At 37.8% G+C, this 7427-nt stretch carries 8 protein-coding genes; all 8 read right to left on the minus strand.

The genetic code is table 11. From position 1 onward, the window contains the following. Nucleotides 1-1641 (minus strand): PAS-domain containing protein (locus ACTF6W_RS04895; protein ID WP_438993430.1); only part of this gene is annotated, 1641 nt, incomplete at its 3' end. Between the two features lie 188 nt (nt 1642-1829). Then, nucleotides 1830-3125, minus strand: coding sequence for an adenosylhomocysteinase (gene ahcY / locus ACTF6W_RS04900; RefSeq protein ID WP_438993431.1), 1296 nt, complete (start codon nt 3123-3125; stop codon nt 1830-1832). Nucleotides 3126-3273: 148 nt separating this feature from the next. Beyond that, nucleotides 3274-3561: an HPr family phosphocarrier protein gene (locus ACTF6W_RS04905; RefSeq protein ID WP_438993432.1), complete on the minus strand. Its 288-nt coding sequence runs from the start codon at nt 3559-3561 to the stop codon at nt 3274-3276. Beyond that, nucleotides 3561-3965 carry a PTS sugar transporter subunit IIA gene (locus ACTF6W_RS04910; protein WP_438993433.1) on the minus strand — a complete coding sequence of 135 codons (405 nt, stop codon included), beginning with the start codon at nt 3963-3965 and terminating at the stop codon, nt 3561-3563. Before ACTF6W_RS04910 ends, ACTF6W_RS04905 begins: the two co-directional genes overlap by 1 nt. 89 nt (nt 3966-4054) lie before the next feature. Further along, nucleotides 4055-4942 (minus strand): RNase adapter RapZ, encoded by an 888-nt coding sequence (rapZ, locus tag ACTF6W_RS04915; protein WP_438993434.1) that lies wholly within the window; start codon nt 4940-4942, stop codon nt 4055-4057. 3 nt (nt 4943-4945) lie between these two features. Further along, on the minus strand, nt 4946-5359 hold the full coding sequence (locus tag ACTF6W_RS04920) for an HPr kinase/phosphorylase (protein ID WP_438993435.1): 414 nt from the start codon (nt 5357-5359) through the stop codon (nt 4946-4948). A 9-nt stretch (nt 5360-5368) separates the two neighbouring features. After that, nucleotides 5369-7003, minus strand: coding sequence for a stimulus-sensing domain-containing protein (locus ACTF6W_RS04925; protein ID WP_438993436.1), 1635 nt, complete (start codon nt 7001-7003; stop codon nt 5369-5371). After that, the coding region (locus ACTF6W_RS04930) for a winged helix-turn-helix domain-containing protein (RefSeq protein WP_438993437.1) at nt 6993-7427 on the minus strand (435 nt) is incomplete at its 5' end. The genes ACTF6W_RS04925 and ACTF6W_RS04930, both read right to left, overlap by 11 nt.

Below are 7427 nucleotides of genomic sequence, written 5' to 3' on the forward strand. Positions count from 1 at the left end.
AAGAACCGCACCACCTGGCAATGGTACTAATGAATAATTGATCACTTTTTCATTGGTTAGTTTAAATTGTCCTGATGATGCTTCTTTTTTTACCTCTCCCCCAACGATCATGGTTTTGAGACCTTCCATGCCGTCAAAATCATGCATGATTTTACCGCACCGATCTAATACATCGTAGGCATGCGGATCCGCTTTTAAGAATTCATTTGATACTTCCCAAATGTTAGTAAAACCACCATTAAAAAGCTTCAATCGTCCATCAAAGCCAAACACTGCAATACCTTCATTGAGATTATCAAGTGTCTCGCGCTGCACTGCAATAAGTGTGTTATATGAGCTTTCGAGCGCAAAATAATCCGTCACATCTTCATAGAACACCAGCATTCCACCCATTGGATGGTGCTGCATCACTACCCTTAAAGTTTTACCGTCAGGTAAATGCATCATACTTTCAACCGGATCAATGACCTCTTTATAGGCTTCTAATTGACGCTGCTTCCATTCTGGAAAATTGGCTTGTTCAGGTAACTTTCTGGCTTCTCTTAAGGCTTCTAGAATTTCACTATAACTTGGGTGACTAAACAGTATGCTTTCTGGAAGCCCCCATAAACGAAGATATGCTTTATTATAATATTCTAATCTCATCTCACTATCAAAAATAGCAACCGCCGTTGAAAATTTATCAAGTGTTTCAGCATAAGATTCTGTATGATCGGCTAAGTTCCCTCTTGCCTCTTCTAGTTCCGTGATATCTTGAGCATATCCTAATATTGCTTCTTTATTTTCATCGACTTCATAAGGAATATTATTAAAGTCCATTGATTTGCGTTCACCACCCAAAACAATAAAATGACTTTCAGATTGTCCCTCACCAGTTATAGATACAGATTCAGCCATACTCCTCAGGCTTACCCCAAGCGTATTAGTCGTAAGTTCCAAATTTTTATCGATGACATTTTTATATGTTATGCCATCAACCGCATCAACATATGCTTTATTAACCCATTGAAAATTAAGATCTTTGCCTCTAATCCATATGGGAAAGTTTGTCATATTTAGGGCATTTTCTAAAAGCTTTGCTTTATGTGCTGTGTCGCTTGCTTCAGCTTCTTGAAAACGCTGTATTTTTTCAGAAACCGTATTATCTTTAAACCATACAATATAGCACTTTGTATTTAATTGGTGATCAATTACGACATCGCCAATAATTGACAAATGCATGTTAAATTGAGCAAGTTCTATTTGTTGAGAAAAATTTTTGCCTTCATTAAGCAAGCTTTGAATATTTTCGTCAAATTCATTCTGGTCATCTTGCGTAAATCTGGTTTTCAAATCATCCATATCATCGGGCATGGTTTCATCTTCAAACCGAATATTTATGGCTGACTTTAAAATAAGTTCTTTATTATCATTCCATAAATAAAAACTTTCTTCACGTGCCAAAATAGCACTTTTAAGAAAGCTTTCATTTTTAGACGCTTGTAAAAATAGTTTTTCGCTTTTTTGACGTTTAAGGAGAAGCCAAATTATCAAGAATATTGTCAGTATGAAAAAGACCGATAATCCGATCATAAACTGACCATCATCTGCTAGCTGATTATTATTAACCTCAGAAATTTGCGCAAAAGAATGTTCGACCATTAGTAACGAAAAACCAATAACCGATACCCCATTAATTAATAATGACTTAAAGCTAATTTTCCTATCCCCTTCACGGATAAATATCAAGCACTTACCTATTACAAAGATAACGACTTTATCCGTAAAAGAAAAGCCCGTTCATGGCATTTTACCAATGAACGGGCTTTAAAATTTTACTTCAAATAAATTTAGTAGCGGTAATGATCAGGCTTAAATGGACCATCAACTGAAACATCAATATATTTTGCCTGTTCTTCGTTCAGCTTTGTAAGCTGAACACCAAGTTTATCAAGATGAAGTAACGCCACCTTTTCATCCAAATGTTTTGGCAGTACATATACTTTATTTTCGTAGCTATCACCATTATTAAATAATTCCATTTGTGCGAGTACTTGGTTTGTGAATGATGCACTCATGACAAAGCTTGGATGCCCCGTTGCACAACCAAGATTAACCAAGCGACCTTTGGCTAATACGATAAGGCGTTTACCATCCGGGAAAATAACTTCGTCAACTTGTGGCTTCACTTCTTCCCATTTATAATTTTCTAGAGCAGCGATCTGAATTTCTGAATCAAAATGTCCGATATTACAAACAATGGCTCGGTCCTTCATTTCTCTCATATGATCTATGGTTATCACATCAAAATTACCCGTTGTTGTAACAAACACATCACCTCGTGAGGCCGCATTCTCCATTGTTACAACTTCATATCCTTCCATTGAAGCCTGTAGGGCACAAATAGGATCAATTTCTGTAACCAATACACGTGCACCCTGACTACGAAGTGACGCAGCAGAACCTTTACCCACGTCACCATAACCAGCAACCACAGCAACTTTACCAGCAAGCATCACGTCTGTTGCACGTTTAATACCGTCCACAAGACTTTCACGACAACCATAAAGATTATCAAATTTTGACTTTGTTACACTATCATTCACATTAATAGCCGGAACCGTTAAGCGACCTTCTTTTTCCATTTGATAAAGACGAAGAACCCCTGTTGTTGTTTCTTCTGAAATACCGTGGATATCTTCAAGTAATTCCGGGAAGTCATCATAAATCATTGCAGTCAAATCACCGCCATCATCCAAAATAACATTTGGACGCCAACCGTCCGGCCCGACGATAGTTTCACGGATACACCAGTTAAATTCTTCTTCATTCATTCCTTTCCATGCGAACACAGGTATTTTAGCATCCGCCATCGCCGCAGCGGCATGATCCTGCGTTGAGAAAATATTACATGATGACCAACGCACCTCTGCACCAAGTGCAATTAATGTTTCCATTAATACGGCCGTTTGAATAGTCATATGGAGGCAGCCAGCTATACGAGCCCCTTTTAAAGGTTGGCCTTTACCAAATTCTTCACGAAGCGCCATAAGTCCAGGCATTTCAGTTTCAGCAATATTGATTTCACGACGGCCCCATCCGGCACCTGAAATATCGGCTACCTTATAATCTGTAAATTCACTCATAGGTCTTTTGTCCTTAAATTTGATCAATTATTATTGATATTCTTAAAAATAATAAGTCTATACGCTCATATTTAAAAAACATCAAGCATAAAGAAATCTTTATATATCTATATATTGAAAAAATGTTAAAGAAAGAATATTGAAAGAATTAGCAATCTTCGCCAAATTTATTATCAATGAGCGCTTCAATAGCATCTAAGGCCTCATCTTTTTGGGCCCCCTCACCTTCGATTTTTATTTGATCACCAATGGCCGCAGCTAACATCATCAATCCCATAATTGACGTACCACAGACAGAAGTGCCATCTTTAGAGACCGTAATTTTTGCATCATACTCTGCCATGAGAGTGACAAATTTGGCAGAAGCACGTGCATGTAGGCCACGTTTATTTTTAATCGTCAAGATACGACTATTGTCGTCGCTCAAAGCATCCATTAATTTTCACCGGATAAAACATGCGAAGCGATATTAATATACTTCTTCCCTGATGCTTGAGCGGCACTCACGGCCTCTTCCATAGTGCTATCAATCCGCACACTCGCTAACTTAATTAACATCGGAAGATTAATTCCAGCGATAACTTCTACATGGGTCGAATCCATAATAGAAATGGCAAGGTTTGATGGGGTTCCTCCAAACATATCCGTTAATAGAATGACGCCACTACCATCATCCACTTCAGTAACAGCATCAAGAATATCCTGACGGCGCTGCTCCATATCATCGTCAGGTCCAATAGAAATGGCTTGTAAAGCTGACTGCGGGCCAACTACGTGTTCCATTGCCGCTATAAATTCTTCAGCTAATCTGCCGTGTGTGACGACTACCATCCCGATCATTGGTAATTCCTTTTATAATATTTTTATTGGGTTAACTATAATATGACTTTTAAAGAAGGACAATTCCAATTTATCAGAACGTCAAAAATTTATATTGATAACTCACGATGAAGCAAATTTAGATTATGCTTATTTTCTTTTAATAAATGACAAAGCTTTTCAGCCATAAACACTGAACGATGCTTACCACCAGTGCACCCAAAAGCAATTGTAAGATATGATTTACCTTCTTTTTTATATTCAGGAATAAGCGTAACAATAAGAGACGAAATTTGTTCCCAGCTTTTATCAAAGATGGGATCTTTCATAATATATTCGCCAACCTTTTGATCTTGTCCGGTTTGTGGTCTTAAGACCTCGTCGTAATGAGGATTGCGTAAAAATCGTACGTCAAAAACTAAATCAGCATCTCTTGGAAGGCCTTTTGGGTATCCAAATGAGCATATCGTTATATTTAAGCCTTCATCATGTTTGCGCACAAAATGTTGAGAAAGCATTCTTCTTAAATCGTGAATATTTAGTTCCGATGTATCAAAAACGTAATCACTATCGGCTTTGATAATTTGCATCATTTGTCGTTCACGTATGATGCCATCATTAATGGGGCGGTCTTTTGCTAGCGGATGGCGTCGCCTTGTCTCAGTAAATCTTGAAGCAAGAATTTCATTACTACTATCAAAATATAATATTGTTAAATCAATATCTACGTTGTCTCTAATCTGATTTAAGACTTGAATTATATTATCAGGTTGAAAATTTCGCGTTCTCGCATCTATACCAATAGCGAGTGCAGGATTTTTGTGATCTGGGTCATTCTTTTGCGCCAACTCAATTAAGCTTGGTAATAAATTAATGGGTAAGTTATCGATAGCCTCATAATCTAAATCTTCTAAAACGGATAAAGCCGTCGATTTACCAGCACCCGACATTCCAGTAATTAGTAAAACTTTTAAAAACTTATCATTTTTGTTTTCCATTACCTATTCCAATTTATCCATTATAAGATTTATTTTAGCAATTGCCGAAGAGCAAAACCCATCAAACTTATAAAATGGTATTTTAGCATTACCTTCCTCAAAATAAAGATCTTCCGGTAGCCTATCAATTAAATTTGGCGCTAATAATTCGAGAGCCAAGTCCAATTTCATTTCCTCTAAGAAATCGACATTCATTAACCCTACGCCGCGCACTTCAATCATACCGCCAATATTTGGCGCTGTCTTTGCTATTATCAGGTTATTTTCATTGATAATTTCTACATAATCATCAGACACTAGCGTTCCACCTGCGTCTAACAATCTAATTGCCAAGTCTGATTTACCCGCACCAGATTCGCCAAGAATGAGTATTCCTTTTCCTTTATATTCTACACATGATGCATGGTGTAATGTCATTCATATTCCCTAATCATCAGAAAGTGGTAATAGTACCACGAATTTAGCACCAATAACCTTTTCTGATTCATCCATGCGGTTCTCGGCAAAAATCTCGCCACCATGAGCTTCAACAACTTGCTTACATATATTTAACCCAAGTCCAGAATGTTTTCCAAATGCTTCCCCCTTAGGTCTTTCAGAATAAAAACGATCAAAGATATTATCCAATTTATCAATGGGAATTCCTACCCCTTCGTCTTTAACAATAATTTCAACCATATTGTTGCGTCTTGAAAGTCTTAGCCAAATATTACCGTCCTTCTTAGAAAAGGATATAGCATTATCAAGTAAATTTCGAACCACTTGCCCCAACTGCCCCTCTAAACCGCGAACCATATAAGGTGCCGGTTTTCCGTCCTTGCCTTTAAAGCGCCTTTTCTTAATGTCTAAAATTAAGTTTGGTAGCGTATCCTGTTGAGTTGTAAGGTAAATATCTACAAGCGTTTCTAATAATGCCGTCAAATTCACTTGAGCTAATTGCGCATGCGACAATTCTGCATCAAGCCTAGAAACATCTGAAATATCCGTAATTAAGCGGTCTAATCTTTTTACATCTTCGCCGATAATGGCTCTCAGCTTTTTTATATCGTCTTCTGACTTTGCATATTCCATTGTTTCAATTGCACTACGCATACTTGTCAAAGGGTTTTTAAGTTCATGGGCAACATCGGCGGCAAAACTTGCCACAGCATCAATTTGTTTTTCTAATATTTCTGTCATGTCTTTTAATGAACGTGACAAATCACCAATTTCATCATTCCTAAATGATAAATCGGGAATGTCTGTTTTGCCACCCAAGCTTATATGATCCGCAGAGCGCGCTAATCGCAATACAGGGCGAACAATGGTTTTTGCCAAAAAGAGTGACATCAGCAAAGTAATTAAAAGTGCTGCGCAGAAGAATTGTATGATTATTAATCTCACATCCTGGACTGCTGCATATATGTCCCCTGTATCAGCCGAAAGCATCAACGCCCCTAAAACACGTCTAAAACGTTGAACGGGTACAGCGACAGTAATTATATTTCGTTCTGCATCTAACCTGCGCATCCTGCTGCTTTCTTCGCCGGCTAATGCATCAAGTAATTCCGGATAATCTTCAGCGGTTTCATCTTCGACTTCGTGGTATTCTTCAAGTTCATCTCTTTTTTGAATTTTATCAAGGAGTACACCCACTTCCCGATTAATAATTTCCCAGAAATCCTCTATACCTAATTCTTTAGGCATCGTGTTTTCAACGATTACCTGATTGATATTCAAATCACGACTGTCGATTAATAAATCATAATTAACCCCAAAATAACGTGTTCTAATATTAGTAACGCCCACCAGTCTCGTTAAAATATTTTTTGTAGGCTCCAACAAAAGCTCTGTTGAGTCAGGACCACCCGTAGCAGATTCGCCTAGCGCTCCTGCCATTATATTGGCATCTTTAACGAGTTCTTCAATGCGGGATTGCAAAAGTGTATTTTGCACTTGGTCGATGTATAAGACGCCAACGCCAAGAAAAATAAGCGCAAAAAGGTTAACCGCCATAATGCGGATTGTCAGCGGCGAAATGATACGCCGCTTTCTTAAGATGTGTTTTTTATTAGCTTTCACTATACCTATATCCGACACCGTAGAGTGTCTCTATACCGTCGAATTTATCATCAACTTTACGGAATTTTTTTCTTAGACGTTTAATATGGCTATCGATCGTACGATCATCAACATAAATATCATCATTATAGGCAACATCCATTAACTGATCACGACTTTTCACATGTCCAGGATGTTGTACAAGCGCCTGCAATATAAGGAATTCCGTAACCGTTAATTTAACGTCTTTGCCGTCCCAATCACAAATATGACGAACGGGGTCGATTTTTAAGCGCCCCCTAACAACTACTCCACCTTCATCTTCGTCTTCACTTTCCACTTTTTTGATGGCATCCATCCGGCGTAAGATTGTTTTAATTCGTTCAATTAACAACCGTTGTGAAAATGGTTTCTTAATATAATCGTCAGCACCCATTTTCAAACC

The organism is Pseudemcibacter sp. (assembly GCF_965661635.1).
Lineage (GTDB): Bacteria > Pseudomonadota > Alphaproteobacteria > Sphingomonadales > Emcibacteraceae > Pseudemcibacter.

What these genes read in the sequence shown, in the direction of transcription:
- ahcY (WP_438993431.1), bottom strand. Translation starts at nt 3,125, where the DNA reads ATGAGTGAATTTACAGATTATAAGGTAGCCGATATTTCAGGTGCCGGA.
- ACTF6W_RS04905 (WP_438993432.1), bottom strand. Translation starts at nt 3,561, where the DNA reads ATGGATGCTTTGAGCGACGACAATAGTCGTATCTTGACGATTAAAAAT.
- ACTF6W_RS04910 (WP_438993433.1), bottom strand. Translation starts at nt 3,965, where the DNA reads ATGATCGGGATGGTAGTCGTCACACACGGCAGATTAGCTGAAGAATTT.
- rapZ (WP_438993434.1), bottom strand. Translation starts at nt 4,942, where the DNA reads ATGGAAAACAAAAATGATAAGTTTTTAAAAGTTTTACTAATTACTGGA.
- ACTF6W_RS04920 (WP_438993435.1), bottom strand. Translation starts at nt 5,359, where the DNA reads ATGACATTACACCATGCATCATGTGTAGAATATAAAGGAAAAGGAATA.